At 70.8% G+C, this 14,191-nt stretch carries 15 protein-coding genes and 3 pseudogenes; 11 read left to right on the top strand and 7 right to left on the bottom strand.

What is annotated here, in order from left to right:
• Positions 1–579 (bottom strand): annotated as a pseudogene (locus tag VN520_RS17870) (hypothetical protein); the annotation flags it as partial.
• A 79-nt stretch (positions 580–658) separates the two neighbouring features.
• Between VN520_RS17870 and VN520_RS17865 the strand changes: the two are divergent.
• Positions 659–1,804 carry a cystathionine gamma-synthase gene (locus tag VN520_RS17865; protein WP_325747924.1) on the top strand — a complete coding sequence of 382 codons (1,146 nt, stop codon included), beginning with the start codon at positions 659–661 and terminating at the stop codon, positions 1,802–1,804.
• 61 nt (positions 1,805–1,865) lie between these two features.
• Here the strand turns inward: VN520_RS17865 and VN520_RS17860 are convergent, their stop codons facing one another.
• Positions 1,866–2,057, bottom strand: a complete 192-nt coding sequence (locus tag VN520_RS17860; RefSeq protein WP_325747923.1) for a DUF1059 domain-containing protein — start codon at positions 2,055–2,057, stop codon at positions 1,866–1,868.
• A gap of 102 nt (positions 2,058–2,159) precedes the next feature.
• Positions 2,160–2,690 (bottom strand): MarR family transcriptional regulator, encoded by a 531-nt coding sequence (locus VN520_RS17855; protein ID WP_325747922.1) that lies wholly within the window; start codon positions 2,688–2,690, stop codon positions 2,160–2,162.
• Positions 2,691–2,847: 157 nt separating this feature from the next.
• On the opposite strand from VN520_RS17855, the gene ilvA reads away from it, so the two are divergent.
• The 7 genes from ilvA (at position 2,848) to VN520_RS17820 (ending at position 8,451) form a co-directional block, all read left to right on the top strand.
• Positions 2,848–4,077, top strand: coding sequence for a threonine ammonia-lyase (ilvA, locus tag VN520_RS17850; RefSeq protein WP_325747921.1), 1,230 nt, complete (start codon positions 2,848–2,850; stop codon positions 4,075–4,077).
• 151 nt (positions 4,078–4,228) lie between these two features.
• Positions 4,229–5,233 carry an ATP-binding cassette domain-containing protein gene (locus tag VN520_RS17845; protein WP_325747920.1) on the top strand — a complete coding sequence of 335 codons (1,005 nt, stop codon included), beginning with the start codon at positions 4,229–4,231 and terminating at the stop codon, positions 5,231–5,233.
• 50 nt (positions 5,234–5,283) lie between these two features.
• On the top strand, positions 5,284–6,093 hold the full coding sequence (locus tag VN520_RS17840; RefSeq protein ID WP_414719877.1) for an ABC transporter permease: 810 nt from the start codon (positions 5,284–5,286) through the stop codon (positions 6,091–6,093).
• A 111-nt stretch (positions 6,094–6,204) separates the two neighbouring features.
• A complete protein-coding gene (locus VN520_RS17835) occupies positions 6,205–7,446 on the top strand; it encodes a helix-turn-helix domain-containing protein (RefSeq protein ID WP_325747918.1) in 1,242 nt (413 codons plus the stop codon).
• Between the two features lie 94 nt (positions 7,447–7,540).
• Entirely contained in the window at positions 7,541–7,777 is a 237-nt protein-coding gene (locus tag VN520_RS17830) for a hypothetical protein (RefSeq protein WP_325747917.1), read from the top strand.
• Positions 7,774–8,031 carry a hypothetical protein gene (locus tag VN520_RS17825; protein WP_325747916.1) on the top strand — a complete coding sequence of 86 codons (258 nt, stop codon included), beginning with the start codon at positions 7,774–7,776 and terminating at the stop codon, positions 8,029–8,031. Before VN520_RS17830 ends, VN520_RS17825 begins: the two co-directional genes overlap by 4 nt.
• Positions 8,032–8,283: 252 nt before the next feature.
• Complete coding sequence (locus VN520_RS17820) at positions 8,284–8,451, top strand: hypothetical protein (RefSeq protein ID WP_325747915.1); 168 nt, start codon at positions 8,284–8,286, stop codon at positions 8,449–8,451.
• Between the two features lie 215 nt (positions 8,452–8,666).
• Here VN520_RS17820 and greA read toward each other — a convergent pair whose 3' ends face one another.
• Entirely contained in the window at positions 8,667–9,164 is a 498-nt protein-coding gene (gene greA / locus VN520_RS17815; protein WP_325747914.1) for a transcription elongation factor GreA, read from the bottom strand.
• A gap of 190 nt (positions 9,165–9,354) precedes the next feature.
• Positions 9,355–9,759 carry a DUF4307 domain-containing protein gene (locus VN520_RS17810; RefSeq protein WP_325747913.1) on the bottom strand — a complete coding sequence of 135 codons (405 nt, stop codon included), beginning with the start codon at positions 9,757–9,759 and terminating at the stop codon, positions 9,355–9,357.
• A 97-nt stretch (positions 9,760–9,856) separates the two neighbouring features.
• Between VN520_RS17810 and mca the strand changes: the two genes are divergently transcribed.
• Positions 9,857–10,738, top strand: coding sequence for a mycothiol conjugate amidase Mca (mca, locus tag VN520_RS17805; protein WP_325747912.1), 882 nt, complete (start codon positions 9,857–9,859; stop codon positions 10,736–10,738).
• 1 nt (position 10,739) lies between these two features.
• Positions 10,740–11,018, top strand: a complete 279-nt coding sequence (locus VN520_RS17800) for a hypothetical protein (RefSeq protein ID WP_325747911.1) — start codon at positions 10,740–10,742, stop codon at positions 11,016–11,018.
• A 39-nt stretch (positions 11,019–11,057) separates the two neighbouring features.
• Here the strand turns inward: VN520_RS17800 and VN520_RS17795 are convergent.
• Both VN520_RS17795 and VN520_RS17790 read right to left on the bottom strand, forming a co-directional pair.
• Positions 11,058–11,736: pseudogene (locus tag VN520_RS17795) on the bottom strand (hypothetical protein); the annotation flags it as partial.
• A 9-nt stretch (positions 11,737–11,745) separates the two neighbouring features.
• A pseudogene (locus tag VN520_RS17790) lies at positions 11,746–12,299 on the bottom strand (Uma2 family endonuclease).
• Between the two features lie 179 nt (positions 12,300–12,478).
• On the opposite strand from VN520_RS17790, the gene VN520_RS17785 reads away from it, so the two are divergent.
• The coding region (locus VN520_RS17785) for a thioredoxin domain-containing protein (protein ID WP_325747910.1) at positions 12,479–14,191 on the top strand (1,713 nt) is incomplete at its 3' end.

Genomic DNA, 14,191 nt, shown 5'->3' with positions numbered 1-14,191 from the left:
CGAGTACGCCAGCCCCCGGGCCACCGAGAGCTCGATGATGTACGGGATCGGGTCGCCCGGAGCCAGCAGCGCCGCGTCACCGCAGGCCGCCCGCGCCTCCTCCATGATGATCCGGAACTCGTCCGTCCCCGGTGCCGACGTACGCCACGCCTGCTGCACCAGGAACTCCGCGTGCACGGCCGCCCCACCCGGGTCCTTGGGCTTCTCCGCCCGCCAGGCCCGCAGCCACGCCCCGCCGGCGCCCGGCCGCTGGGCCAGCTCCAGGGAAGCGGCGCCGGCGAACGCCTGCACCCGCTGCCAGCGGACCTCGCTCTCCTTCGGCGTGCCCGCGAGCAGCTGGGAGGCGGCCCGCCAGCTCCCGGTGCCCTGGACGACGTCGAGCACGTCGAGCAGGTCCTGGTCGGGACCCGGCATCCGGACGTCCAGCTCCTCCTGACGCGCGAAACCGTAGGTGTCCGGGTCGGCGGCATCGGGCGAACCGGGCGCGACCTGGCGGATACCGCCGCGGCGCCGCAGCATGACCGGGCCCACGACGGCGACGAGCATGCACAGGGCGAGCAGGAACCACAGAATCTCCATGCGGTCCATTGTCCCCGGACGGGTAACCGAGCGGCGAGTGCCCCGTAACTCCCCGCCCGACGAACTACGCTCGGGCCCCATGAGCGACCAGCACAGCTTCGAGACCCTTGCGATCCACGCCGGCAACACGGCGGATCCCCTCACCGGCGCCGTGGTCCCGCCGATCTACCAGGTGTCCACATACAAGCAGGACGGCGTCGGCGGACTGCGCGGCGGCTACGAGTACAGCCGCAGCGCCAACCCCACCCGCACCGCCCTGGAGGAGAACCTGGCGGCGCTGGAGGGCGGCCGCCGCGGTCTCGCCTTCGCGTCGGGACTGGCCGCGGAGGACTGCCTCCTGCGTACGCTGCTGACGCCCGGGGACCACGTGGTCATCCCGAACGACGCCTACGGCGGCACGTTCCGGCTGTTCGCGAAGGTCGCCTCGCGCTGGGGCGTGGAGTTCTCGGTCGCCGACACCTCGGACGTGAGCGCGGTCCGGGCGGCCCTCACCCCGCGCACCAAGGCGATCTGGGTGGAGACGCCCTCGAACCCGCTGCTCGGCATCACCGACATCGCGGCCGTCGCCGGAGTGGCCCGGCAGGCGGGCGTGCGGCTCGTCGTCGACAACACCTTCGCCAGCCCCTACCTCCAGCAGCCGCTCTCGCTCGGCGCCGACGTCGTCGTGCACTCCACCACGAAGTACATGGGCGGCCACTCGGACGTCGTCGGCGGCGCGCTCGTCGTCAGCGACCCGGAACTGGCCGAGGAACTGGCGTACCACCAGAACGCGATGGGCGCCGTGGCCGGGCCCTTCGACGCCTGGCTGGTCCTGCGCGGCATCAAGACCCTCGCGGTCCGCATGGACCGCCACGACGAGAACGCGGCCAAGGTCGCCGACCTGCTGACCCGGCACCCCGAGGTGACCCAGGTCCTCTACCCGGGGCTCCCGGAGCACCCCGGGCACGAGATCGCCGCCAAGCAGATGAAGGCGTTCGGCGGGATGGTGTCGTTCCGCGTCGCCGGCGGCGAGGAGGCGGCGGTCGAGGTCTGCAACCGGACGAAGCTCTTCACGCTCGGTGAATCGCTCGGCGGAGTGGAGTCGTTGATCGAGCACCCGGGCCGGATGACGCACGCGTCCACCGCCGGCTCCCTGCTGGAGGTGCCGTCCGACCTCGTCCGGCTGTCCGTCGGCATCGAGAACGCCGACGACCTGCTGGCCGACCTCACGCAGGCCCTCGGCTGACACGGCTCCGCCCGGCGGCCGGGGACACGGGCCCCGAGCCGCCGGGCGGCGCGCACGACGGTCAGACAGCGGCCTTCTCGTCCTCCAGCGAGGCCCGGATCTGCTCGCGCAGTTCCGGGCCGTCCGTGTGCGCGTGCACCGAGACGGCGTGCTCGGCGGCGGCCCGGACGACTTCGTCCTCCTCACCGGAAAGGGTGAGGGTGCAGTTCGAGACGCTCGGATACCTACGGCAGTCGGCGGTTTTCCGTGTCATGCCGGCCTCCTCCACTCACACGTGCAGGCCCCTCCAGCGTAGATCCGATCAGCCCGACGCACAGGCAGGAAACCCGACGCACAGGCAGGAAAAGGGCCCCGCTCAGTTCTCCTGCGCCGGCTGGTGCGCCGCCTGCCGGATCGCCAGTGACGCGTTGAACCGGGTCAGCAGGGCGCAGAACGTGTCGCGCTCCTCCTCGGTCCACTCGCCGGTCACCTGGGCCATCAGCTCGCGCCGCGAGGCGCGGACCTCCTCCAGGCGGGACTGGCCGCGCGGCGACAACTGCAGCACGACGGCGCGCCCGTCCTCCGGGTGCGAGGTGCGCTTGACCAGGCCGGTGTCGACCAGCGGCGCGACCTGCCGGGTCACGGTCGAGGAGTCGATCCCCATGCCCGCGGCCAGCGCCTTGACGCCCATGGGGCCTTCCACGTCGAGCCGGTTGAGCAGCAGATAGGCCGCCCGGTCCATCGAGTTGCGGACCTGGCCGACACCGCCGAGGCGGGTCTGCTCGGCACGGCGGGCGAAAACGGCCACCTGGTGCTGAAGGGCGTCGAGCAGGTGGTCCGTTCCCGGATGTCCGGGGGCCGCGCCCCCGGAAGGAGACGCAGCAGTCGTCATGTCCTGAGGGGGCATGGCCGGGGGCTCTCTTCGTACGGTGTCGGATGGGTGGGGGACAGAGTACGCGGCCCCGGGGCAACGTGTACCAGCGCTGCACAAACCTGTGGACACCCCCGCAGGCCACCCTGAGATGCGACGGCCCCGGCCGTCCCGAGCTGCAAGACTTACGGTCATGACCTTCCGTACGTCAGGCCCCTTTCCTCCGCTGATCCTCGACGACGTCCGAGGAGCGCAGAAGATGCTGTCCGGGGTCGCCAGAACGACCGGGATGGAGGGCAGCCGCCACCTCAGCTCCCTCGTCGGTGCGCCGGTCCACCTCAAGTGCGAGAACCTCCAGCGCACCGGGTCGTTCAAACTGCGTGGCGCGTACGTACGGATCTCCGGCCTCACCCCCGTCGAGCGGGCGGCCGGAGTCGTGGCCGCCAGTGCCGGAAACCATGCGCAAGGCGTCGCACTCGCGTCTTCGCTGCTCGGCGTACGCTCCACGGTCTTCATGCCCGTCGGAGCGCCCCTGCCGAAGGTCGCCGCGACCCGGGAGTACGGGGCGGAGGTCCGGCTGCACGGGCATGTGGTGGACGAGACGCTGGCCGCCGCCCAGGAGTACGCCGAGGAGACCGGCGCCGTCTTCATCCACCCCTTCGACCACCCGGACATCATCGCGGGGCAGGGCACCGTGGGCCTGGAGATCCTCGAACAGTGCCCGGAGGTCCGCACGATCGTCGTCGGCATCGGCGGCGGCGGTCTCGCCGCGGGCATCGCGGTCGCGGTGAAGGCGCTGCGCCCCGACGTCCGGATCGTCGGCGTCCAGGCGGCGGGCGCGGCCGCCTATCCGCCCTCGCTGTCCGCCGGGCATCCGGTGGTGCTCGACGCGGTGCAGACCATGGCCGACGGGATCAAGGTGGGGCGGCCCGGCGACCTCACGTTCCCACTGGTCCAGGAGCTGGTGGACGAGGTACGTACGGTCTCCGAGGACGAGCTCTCCAGTGCCCTGCTGCTGTGCCTGGAGCGGGCGAAGATGGTCGTCGAGCCGGCCGGGGCGAGCCCGGTCGCGGCGCTGCTGAGCGATCCGGAGGCGTTCCGGGGGCCCGTCGTCGCCGTGCTGTCGGGCGGCAATGTGGACCCGCTGCTGATGCAGCGCATCCTGACGCACGGCATGGTCGCGGCGGGCCGCTATCTGAGCCTGCGGCTGCGGCTCACCGACCGGCCCGGAGCGCTGGCCGCGCTGCTCGCCACGCTGACCGTCGCCGACGCCAACGTGCTCGACATCAGCCACGTACGGACCGATCCCCGGCTCGGGCTCACCGAGGCGGAAGTGGAACTCCACCTGGAGACCAAGGGGCCGGAGCACTGCGAGGAGGTCGCCGCGGCGCTGCGGGAGGCCGGTTACCTGGTGAGGGTCTGAGCACCGGGAGCCCTGGCGGTAAACCGGTTGCCGGACACGATGTATCGCGTTACCTTGCATCGCCGGACATCCCGGTGTTCCCGGTCTCCCGGGGCCGGAAACCCTACGATCCGCACAGGAACGCACGCGAGAGCAACTGGGGGAATCCCGTATGCCAGGCGCCATTTACGCCGAAGGTCTGGTGAAGACCTTCGGCGACGTAAGAGCACTGGGCGGTGTCGATCTCGACGTGCCCGAAGGAACGGTCCTCGGCCTGCTGGGGCCCAACGGCGCCGGCAAGACCACGGTCGTGCGGGTCCTGACCACTCTGCTGCGGCCCGACAGCGGACGGGCCGTCGTGGCGGGCATCGACGTACTGAAGGACCCCGACGCGGTCCGCCGCTCGATCGGCCTCTCCGGCCAGTTCGCCGCCGTCGACGAGTACCTCACGGGCCGTGAGAACCTCCAGATGGTCGGACAGCTCTACCAGATGAGCTCGCGCGACGCGAAGAAGCGGGCGGGGGACCTCCTGGAGAGGTTCAACCTCGCCGATGCCGCCGACCGCACCGCGAAGACGTACTCCGGGGGCATGCGCCGCCGCCTCGACCTGGCGGCGGCCCTCGTCGTCTCCCCGCCGGTGATGTTCATGGACGAGCCCACCACCGGGCTCGACCCGCGCAACCGGCAGCAGTTGTGGGAGGTCATCCAGGACCTCGTCGCGGGCGGCACGACGCTGCTGCTGACCACGCAGTACCTGGAGGAGGCCGACCACCTCGCCCACGACATCTGCGTCATCGACCACGGCAAGGTCATCGCCCGCGGCACCTCCGACCAGCTCAAGGCCCGTACCGGCGGCGAACGCGTCGAGGTGGTCGTCCACCAGCCCGACCAGATCGGCCCCGCCCGCTCGGTGCTCGCCTCGTACGGCAAGGGGGAGATCTCCGTCGCCGAACACACCCGCAAGCTGACCGTCCCGGTCACCGGCGGGGCCAAACTGCTCGCCGAGGTCATCCGCGACCTCGACACCCACGGCGTGGAGATCGACGACATCGGCCTGCGCCGCCCCACCCTCGACGACGTCTTCATCTCGCTCACCGGCCATGCCGCGGAGCTGGGGAGGAACGGCGAGGACGCATCGACCGAGGCCGCAGAGGGCCGGAAGGAGGACGGGCAGTGAGTGCCGTCACGGACGCGGCGAACCCGGGGCCGCTCAAAACGCGCGGGGCGATCAGCCGATCGGTGGCCGACTCCCTGGTGATCACACGCCGCAACCTGATCCGTATGAGCCGGATCCCGGAGATGCTGCTCTTCGGGATCATCCAGCCGGTCATGTTCGTGGTGCTGTTCACGTACGTCTTCGGCGGCTCGATCAGCATCGGCGGCTCCACCGACCCGCAGCTGTACAAGGAGTTCCTGATGGCCGGGATCTTCGCGCAGACCGTCACCTTCGCCACCGCGGGCGCCGGCGCGGGCATCGCGGACGACATGCACAAGGGGCTGATCGACCGCTTCAGGTCGCTGCCCATGGCGCGGGGTGCCGTCCTCACCGGACGGACGCTCGCCGACCTCGTCCAGACCGCCCTCACCCTCGTCGTGCTCGCGGGGGTCGCCCTGATCGTCGGCTGGCGGACCCACGAGAACATCGGCAAGGTGCTCTGCGGCTTCCTGCTCCTGCTCCTGCTCGGCTACGCGTTCTCCTGGATCGGCGCCCTGATCGGCCTGTCCGTGCGGACCCCGGAAGCGGCCACCTCCGGCGGGCTGATCTGGCTGTTCCCCCTGACCTTCATCTCGAACGCCTTCGTGCCGGTCACCGGCATGCCGACGTTCCTCCAGCACGTCGCCGAGTGGAACCCCTTCAGCGCCACGGTGGCGGGCGCCCGTGAACTCTTCGGGAACACGATGCCGGGCATGCCGAAGTCGGTCACCGGTGCGTGGCCGATGGAGCACCCGGTCTGGGCCTCGATCATCTGGTCGATCCTGATCATCCTGGTCTTCCGGACCCTGGCGGTCCGCAAATACCGCCAGGCAGCCGCCTGACGGCTGCGGCTTGTTGACGACAGCTCACGACCGCCGAACCCCCGACAGGCCAGTCCTGAAGGGGGTTTGTGCTTCCCGGGAGGGCTTACTCTGGCTGGGAGGTGATGGCGCATGTCCGACGAACTCGCAGACAACCTACGAAAATACCGCCGAGCTGCGGGGCTCAGTCAGGAGCAGCTTGCTCACCGGGCAGACATCTCGGTCGGACCGGTCCGCAGGATCGAGCAAGGCGGTGACGGCGTCCGTATGGAGACGCTCCACGCCCTTGCCCGAGCCCTCAAGGTGAAGACCTCGGACCTGATGGCGGCCGGCCCTCCGCGACCGGTCAAGCATGACGACCCGAACAGTCAGAATCTGCGCGAGCTGCGCATTGCGCTCACTCCTGCGCCCAGCCTTGCCCCCGCCGGGGCCCCCGTGGGTGATGAACCGGACCTGCGCCGCCTGAGCCGTATGACGTATGACAACTCGGTCCTGTATTTCGGGGACACCTATCGGAGCATTGCTGCGGAATTGCCCACGCTCATCAGGGCGGCGAACGACGCGGTGACCTATTACGACTCCGGTGAGGAGCGCGTGAACGCGCTGGTTGCCCGCTCGCAAGTCCTGAGCCTGGTCGGGCGTTACCTGACACAGATCAGACAGTTCGACCTTGCTCATGTGGCGGCGCGGGGCGCCATCGAAGACGCCAAGGCGGCAGGAGACGACCTCGTAGCCGCCTCCGGGGTCGGCGGGATGTGCTGGCTGCTCATGCGTACCGAGCGGTTCGACGAAGCCGAGGACATCGCCGTCGCGACGATGGACATCGTCGAGCCGAAAATCATGGGGGCCACTCCGGACGAGTACGCGACGTGGGGCGGTCTGGCGATGGAAGCGGCGGCTGCGGCGGCTCGGAACAACCGCCCGAAGGAAGCCAGGGCCCTACGCAAAGCAGCCGGAACCGCCGCGAAGGCGGTGGGCAGGACGCACCGGAACCTGCTGCGCCACTGGTCGATGTTCGGTCCCGTCACGGCCACCATGAAGGAGCTCGAGGACTACATGATCACGGGCGATGCGCGTTCCGTGATCCGGAAGTCGAAGGAGGATCCGAACCTCCAGGAGAAGCAGTGGAAACAGCTCGGAGGGCCGAGCACGAACGACGGTAACCGCTATCGCCTTGATCTCGCTCGTGCTTACGTCCGCACGGGCGATCCCACGGCCGCGATGGAGGAGCTGTCACACCTCGATGAGATCGCGCCCGAGTGGTTCCGGCATCAGTCGTCTGCCGCGATCACCTTCGAGGAGATCACGAAGAGGCGCCGCACCCTCACGACGGAGATGCGTGAGGTAGGAGCCCACTTGGGTGTATTCACCTAACTGCACGCCAGTGATGCACTTCTGACGCCGTGTCGGCCAAACTGCATCGGCGCCTGACTGGCCCGCTACGATTACCCCGCGTAGCTTCCTCGGCATGGTGAGTGACGAGCGGGCGGAGCCTCGCATCAAGACCGGCTCGGTCATACGGGACACGGAGTCGGGCCGGACCGGCATCGTGCGGCGCGCCCCCGAGGGGTCGTACCGCCTGCACGCCCTGGCCGGTGACGAGCGCTGGGAGGTCGATCCCGCCTCCCTCGTGGAGCTGACCCCGGTGGAGGCGCTCAGCGCCCGCGTGGCGATCGCCAACCACTGGTCCAGGAGCCGGGTGTGACGCCCGTCCGTGCCGTCGTCCGGCACATCTCGTGGACCCTCGCCCCGGACCGGGAGCCGGACGCCGAGCCGGTGACGTACGCACTCCGGTGCGTCGTCTGCTCCGAGGAGTCGGAGCGCTCCCAGGACTGGGAGGAGCCGCAGGAGTGGGCGCTCGCGCACTCCGGGCGGAACCCGTCCCACCACACCTACCGCGAGGAGATCACCCGCCCGTGGCGTACGTGGATGAACGCCGGGCCGGGGGCCCGGTCGTGACCCGGCGAGCGGTGGCGCGGACGGCCGGCCCGGCCCTCGCCCCGTGGGCCGCCGTTGCGGGCCGGCGCGGTTCGCCGGGCAACGGACAGGCGGGGCCCGACGAAGTACGCTGAACTCGGCCCACGTGTCGTGCAGTTCGCAGATGAGATCCGATCGGTGCCGACAAGGTGCCCGGTTGCCGTTCTTTCCGGATTCGGGGGGACTGGAGGAAGCGCCTCCGGTGCCTGACCGATCGCTCTCGGAAGGAGCTGCATGGAACTCGCGGGTTGGGTGGCAGTCGCCATAGGGGCGGTCGCGGGAGGGGTCACTTTCCTGGGGTTCCTCCTCGACCAGATCGCGGCGCTGTCCGGAAAGGTGATCCCGGCCATTCGTTCTGTTCGCGCCGTACGCGACGAGATCAGACGGAGCGCCGGCGAGTGATCACTGGCCGTGCCTCACGCCCCCCCGGCGTCCGGCACGGCCAGGCCGCCCGCTTCGCACCTCATCGACGTCCTGAAGCCCCTTCCGGACGGGCCGTGCCCAGGGCCGGCTTTCCGTCCTGACGCGCGGCGCACCACCGCCCGGCCTGGCGTCCGGGTACGACGGAGCCCCGGCCGCACGTGCGGCCGGGGCTCCGTGATGCGTGCTGCGGGGGATCAGCCCTGGTACGGCTTCGCCGAGACGATCTTCACCGTGGCCTTCTTGCCGTTCGGCAGCTCGTACTCCGCGTCCTCGCCCACCCGCTTGCCGTTCACGCCCGTGCCGAGCGGGGACTGGGGGGAGTACGTCTCGATGTCGGTGCTCGCGTACTCGCGGGAGGCGAGCAGGAAGGTCACCGTGTCGTCCGGGTCGCCGTCGAAGGCGATGGTCACGACCATGCCGGGCTCGACCACGCCGTCGTCGGCGGGGGCCTCGCCGACCTTCGCGTGCTCCAGGAGCTGGGTCAGCTGACGGACCCGGAGCTCCATCTTGCCCTGCTCCTCCTTGGCCGCGTGGTACCCGCCGTTCTCGCGGAGGTCACCCTCCTCGCGGGCCGCCGCGATCTTGACGGAGATCTCCGTGCGCGCGGGACCAGACAGGTACTCCAGCTCCGCCTTCAGCTGGTTGTACGCCTCCGGCGTGAGCCAGGTGACGTTATCGCTGGTCTGGGTCACAGGGTGCTCCTCGTCGGTGCTGGGAATACAAAGCAACGCCCTGCCCCAAGCATGCGCTGCCACGGGCGGGCGAAACAACGAGCCTAACAATTCCGCGCGAAAAGGGGGAGAAGGTAAAACGTCACACGCGCATCCGCGCAGGCCGGCGCGGGGCGCGGGCCCCGGAGCCGGCGCGCGCCCTCCGGTGCGGTCAGCTGTCGGCGGCGCAGCCCTTGAGCTCGACCGCCGTCGCCCTGGAGGTGGTGCGCAGGGAGACGACCTCGTCGATCCGCTCGGAGCGCTCGTCGAAGCGGAAGTCCGCCCGGCCGACCTCCCCGCCGTCCTCGCTCAGGGCGCGGAGCGTGCAGTGCCCCTCGGCGTCCCGCTCCTTGCGGACCTCCAGGTGCGCCTCGGCGCGGCTGTCCGAGACGACCTTCGACTTGATGACTTCGGCGCTGAGGTCCTGGCCGGCCACGTAGTCGTAACCGAACCAGCCGATCATGGCGAGGAAGGCCACACCCAGCACCGAGCCGATGATCTTCAGCTTGCGGTCCGCGCGCTGATCCGGCGACCGGCCGTAGCGCCCCTCGGGCAAGGCCTCGCGAACCGCTGCCATGATCGTTCCTCCCGTGACGGAGATCGAGGAATTTTCCACCCCCCGGTTCAGTCACTATAGAAGCCGACCATTGCGACCAATCACTGAGGACCGAGTCTTGACCGAGCAGCTGCGACTGATGGCCGTCCACGCCCACCCCGACGACGAGTCGAGCAAGGGCGCGGCCACCATGGCCAAGTACGTGTCCGAGGGGGTGGACGTCCTGGTCGTCACCTGCACAGGGGGCGAACGGGGATCCATCCTCAATCCCAAGCTCCAGGGGGACGCGTACATCGAGGCGAACATCCACGAGGTGCGCCGGAAGGAGATGGACGAGGCCCGCGAGATCCTGGGCGTCAAGCAGGAGTGGCTCGGCTTCGTCGACTCGGGTCTGCCCGAGGGGGACCCGCTGCCTCCGCTGCCCGAGGGCTGCTTCGCGCTGGAGGACGACGAGACGGCGGCGGGGCGCCTCGTCGCGAAGATCCGCGCCTTCCGGCCGCAGGTGATCACCACCTACGACGAGAACGGCGGCTACCCGCACCCCGACCACATCAAGACCCACACGATCTCGATGATCGCGTTCGACGGAGCCGCGGACACCGAGAAGTACCCCGAGGCGGAGTTCGGCCCGGCCTGGCAGCCGCAGAAGATCTACTACAACCAGGGCTTCAACAAGCCGCGCACCGTCGCCCTGCACGAGGCGCTGCTCGCCCGTGGGCTGGAGTCCCCGTACGGCGAGTGGCTGGAGCGCTGGAAGGAGTTCGAGCGCGCCGAACGCACCCTGACCACGCACATCCCGTGTGACGAGTTCTTCGAGATCCGTGACAAGGCGCTGATCGCGCACGCCACGCAGATCGATCCGGACGGCGGCTGGTTCCGGGTCCCGATGGACGTCCAGCGGGAGGTCTGGCCGACCGAGGAGTACGAGCTGGCCAAGTCCCTGGTCGCTACTTCCCTCCCCGAGAGCGACCTCTTCGCGGGCATCCGCGACAATGCCTGATATGTACGCGACCCAGGCACTGACGCAGTTCGTTCCGCTCGCCGCCAAAGAGCTCGACGAGAACAAGGTGACTCCCGGCGTCCTCGGCTTCCTCGTCTTCGCGGCGCTCGCCGTCGGGGTGTGGCTGCTGATGAAGTCGATGAACCGCCACATGGGCAAGGTCGACTTCGAGGAGGCCCCCGACCCGGCGGCGGAGCCCGCGGGCACCGACGGGAAGGCGGAAGCGGCCGCCTCGGGCACGGCCGCCTCGGGCACGGCGAAGGCTCCGGGCAGGAGCTGACGCGGCGGGGCCGGGCAGCCGGCCCGCCACGGGCCGCTCTCAGGGCCGTACGCCCAGCGGCACCCCCATGACCTCGCGGGCGCGCCGGGACGGCGTCAGGCCGAGCCGCCAGGCCTGCCAGCCGTCGTCCAGGTCCACCCCGCGGTCCAGGACCACCCGGAAGGCCTCCGCGCAGTCCTCCAGGCCGGTGTCCCGCAGCGGGTGGGCGGCCTCCAGCGGGGCCGTGAGTTCCTGCTGGGCCACCGCCGTGCCCACCTCGCTGCCGCCAGGCGAGGCGTACGGCAGCAGCGTGCGGCGCAGGAACGCCGCCCGGTCCGCCGCCCCGCACATCGCCGTACGAGGCGAACAGGGCGACGGCCTCGCCGCAGAGCTCCGGCGCCTGCGCCGCCCGGTCGTTCCCGCCGTCGATCAGGGCCGGCTCCAGGCAGGTCCAGGCCTCGCCGTGGGGCACCCCGATCCGCCGGAAGTCCGCCCGGGCGCCCACCAGGAGCTGCCGGGCGAAACCGGAGTCGCGCAGGTTGCCCGTCCGCGCGGCCCGCCGGTCGCGGGTGACGCGCCCCGAGTGGTGGCGGGCACACGCCAGCCCGTACACGTCCCGCATCCGGGAGAAGATCGTGCGGGCCCGCTCCAGCTCCCGTACCGCCTGGCCGGTGTCGCCGTCCTCCTCCAGCGCCTGCCCGAGGTAGTACCGCGTCCACGCCTCGCCCCGCGCGTCCTCTCTCCGTCCTTACACGACCCCGAGACCGACCGTGAGGGAGAAGGGCGCGGTGGCCTTCACCGTGCCGGTGAACATCTCGCCGTCCCTGTAGGCCTTGGTGGCGGGGTCGAGGACGTAGGTGGAGACGATCGGAACTCGGTGGCCGCCTGCTCGACCCGCCGGTAGAAGGGGATGCCCACCTTGGCGTACTGGTCCACCTTCACGATCCGGTCGGTGGTCTCCGAGCCGGGGGACACGACCTCGACGGCCAGGAGCATGCGCTCGGGGCGGGTGGGCGTGAGGTCGATGGTCTCCGCCCGGCAGACGATGACGTCCGGGCGGCGGTTGGTGAGGGGAACGTCCTGCAGGCGGACGCCGAAGTCCGTGTCGGCGTTCCAGTCCGGGCCTGCGGCGTTGGCCAGGACGCGGGCCAGCCGGTTGTGGCGCTTGGAGGCGCCCGGACTCACGACGGCCATCCCGTCCACGATCTCGATGCCGGCGCACTGCTCCTCGGACCAGGAGTCGTACTGCTCCGCGCTGATCTGCGTATGCATCCGCGCGGGCGCCGCCATCCCGGCGGACATGGTGTACCTCCTTCGGGCTTCGAGGAGCCCCGGCAGTCGCACTGCTGCTGGGGTCAGCCCACTGTCCGCCTGCGCCGGACCGCCCGGCCTTCTGAAGCGCTCCCCTCCCGGCCTGCCCCTTCGCCTCCCGCCCCGTGGCGCACGGGTCTCGTGAGGGCGGGTGCGCGAGGATGGGGTGTATGGCCAATCGACTTGCGCAGACCACCTCCCCGTACCTCCTCCAGCACGCCGACAACCCCGTCGACTGGTGGCCGTGGTCGCCCGAGGCGTTCGAGGAGGCCAGGCGGCGTGATGTGCCCGTTCTGCTGTCCGTCGGCTACGCCTCCTGCCACTGGTGCCATGTGATGGCCCACGAGTCGTTCGAGGACGCGGCCACGGCCGGCTACCTCAACGCCCACTTCGTGCCGGTGAAGGTCGACCGCGAGGAGCGGCCCGACGTCGACGCCGTGTACATGGAGGCCGTGCAGGCCGCGACCGGTCAGGGCGGCTGGCCGATGACCGTCTTCCTGACCGCCGAGGCCGAGCCCTTCTACTTCGGCACGTACTTCCCGCCCGAGCCCCGGCACGGCATGCCCTCCTTCCAGCAGGTCCTCGAAGGGGTCGTGGCCGCCTGGTCCGACCGGCGCGAGGAGGTCGCCGAGGTCGCCGGGCGCATCGTCCGTGACCTGGCGGGCCGCTCCCTGACCGCCGGGGAGGGGAGCCTGCCGGGCGAGGCGGAGCTGGCGCAGGCCCTGCTGCGGCTGACCCGCGACTACGACGAGAAGCACGGCGGTTTCGGCGGCGCGCCCAAGTTCCCGCCGTCCATGGTCATCGAGTTCCTGCTGCGCCACCACGCCCGTACGGGTGCCGAGGGCGCCCTGCAGATGGCTGCCGACAGCTGTGCGGCGATGGCGCGCGGGGGGATCTACGACCAGCTCGGCGGCGGCTTCGCCCGCTATTCGGTGGACCGGGAGTGGATCGTCCCGCACTTCGAGAAGATGCTCTACGACAACGCCCTGCTGTGCCGTGTGTACGCCCATCTGTGGCGCGCCACGGGATCGGACCTGGCCCGCCGGGTGGCCCTGGAGACGGCCGACTTCATGGTGCGCGAGCTGCGGACCGCCGAGGGCGGCTTCGCCTCCGCCCTGGACGCCGACAGCGAGGACGCGCAGGGGCGCCACGTCGAGGGCGCGTTCTACGTGTGGACGCCCGCGCAGCTGCGCGAGGTGCTGGGCGAGGAGGACGCCGCCTTCGCCGCCGGGCACTTCGGGGTGACCGAGGAGGGCACCTTCGAGGAGGGCTCCTCCGTGCTGCGGCTCGTGCGGACCGGGGAGGCGCAGGCCGCCGACACCGCACGGGTCGCGGACGTACGCGCCCGGCTGCTCGCGGCCCGCGAGCTGCGGGCGCGTCCCGAGCGCGACGACAAGATCGTCGCCGCCTGGAACGGGCTGGCGATCGCCGCGCTCGCCGAGACCGGGGCGTATTTCGGCCGCCCGGACCTGATCGAGCGGGCGACCGAGGCCGCCGACCTGCTGGTGCGGGTCCACATGGGCGACGTCGCCCGGCTCTGCCGCACGTCGAAGGACGGCCGTGCCGGGGACAACTCCGGGGTCCTGGAGGACTACGGCGATGTCGCCGAGGGTTTCCTGGCGCTCGCCTCGGTCACCGGTGAGGGTGCCTGGCTGGAATTCGCGGGCTTCCTGCTGGACATCGTGCTGGAGCGCTTCACCGGTGAGGACGGTCAGCTGTTCGACACCGCCGACGACGCGGAGCGGCTGATCCGGCGTCCCCAGGACCCCACCGACAGCGCCACCCCCGCCGGCTGGACCGCCGCCGCGGGCGCGCTGCTCTCGTACGCCGCGCACACCGGCTCCGAGGCGCACCGCACGGCGGCCGAGGGCGCCCTCGGGATC

It is taken from the genome of Streptomyces sp. (assembly GCF_035563135.1).
In the GTDB taxonomy this organism is placed as follows: domain Bacteria; phylum Actinomycetota; class Actinomycetes; order Streptomycetales; family Streptomycetaceae; genus Streptomyces.
The sequence above is the reverse complement of the archived record's forward strand: the minus strand, read 5'-3'. Positions and strand labels throughout refer to the sequence as shown.